This window comes from Ruegeria sp. HKCCD8929 (assembly GCF_013031405.1).
Classification (GTDB): domain Bacteria; phylum Pseudomonadota; class Alphaproteobacteria; order Rhodobacterales; family Rhodobacteraceae; genus Ruegeria.
Window position 1 is genome coordinate 1 of the sequence record NZ_WPZY01000142.1, and the last position, 1,155, is coordinate 1,155.

A 1,155-nucleotide genomic window follows, 5' to 3' on the forward strand; every position below is an offset into this window, starting at 1 on the left:
GTGAAACGAGGGGCGGCACATGTTCAGGCTCCAACAGATTCAACTTCAAAACCGGATGACAACTACCCGCACGATATCCGGCAGCGGCGGCCACGCGGCATCAGCCGTGAAATCTGCGTCGGCATCCACGGCCAGTATCTGCACCTGTTCCTTCATCGCCGTTACCCAGCCGAGCGCCGCTTGCGCACCGGCGAGGATGGTGGTTTCGTCGCTAGTCCGGTCACCAACATCTTTGCCCGCGATCACCGCCGCAGCGGTGGCCATGTTCATCTGGGTTTCCGCCGAGGCTTCGGCGTAGATGCGGCGGCGGCATTCCTGCTTCACGTCTGCCAGCCGGGCATCGGCCAATTCAGCAGCCGAGGGCGGCGGCGGCGTGTAGGCGTAGAGCGCTGGCGTGGCCCCGGTAACATCCACCCGCTTGTCGAACCGCTCCGGCCAGTCTTCCTCGCCGATCTCGATCTTTGGCGCGGGGATCACCTTGTGCAGGGCTGAGTCATAGAAGCCCAGAATGCGGCCATCGGTGGCGTCATAATGTGCGTATTTCGTCATTGTCCGATCCTCAGTAGCCGAATGCCAGCAGACGCACGGTCGAGCCGCTTGCCGTCAGATCGCTGTGTCGCAGGCTGACCACGTTGACGCTGCTGTTTGTGAGCGTGTTGGTGCCGAGATAGTGGGCGTTCCCAACAGAACCGTCCGTGATGTGATCCGACACGTAGGCATGAAAGATACCGTTCGGGAACGTTATCGGCAGGGTGACTGTTTCCTCCCCGTTCACTTCCACACTTCGCCACTGGATGATCAGGCCCGAGGGCAATATCTGGTAGCCGTCAGCGCTCAACACGACGCTGCCTGCGGCGGCGAGGGCTTCGCTCAGGCGCTTCGGCGAGATGACCTTGGTCTCGGACACCCCGGCTTCGGCCTCAGCCTTGGTGGCGAAGTCCACCGTCAGCACCCGGTCCAGGGACATATCCCCACCGCCGGTCATTCCGACCCCAGGCGAGACCTTTCGCTCGACCGGCACATAAGCATCCGTGCCCTGCACTTGCAGGATGAGGTTTTGTAGGTCGGAGAACACCACGTGGATGCGGATCAGGGCAGAGACGGTGTCCTTCGGCTTGTTCACTGGCGGATCGTAATAACCGATGGCGATCAGAT

2 protein-coding genes are annotated in these 1,155 nt (G+C 61.6%); both read right to left on the bottom strand.

Features of this window, described 5'->3' with window-relative positions; genetic code table 11:
* Positions 1-45 precede the first annotated feature (45 nt).
* Entirely contained in the window at positions 46-549 is a 504-nt protein-coding gene (locus GOX53_RS30455) for a hypothetical protein (protein WP_171182426.1), read from the bottom strand.
* A 10-nt stretch (positions 550-559) separates the two neighbouring features.
* Positions 560-1,155: hypothetical protein (locus GOX53_RS30460; RefSeq protein ID WP_217352005.1), on the bottom strand; the 596-nt coding region annotated here is incomplete at its 5' end.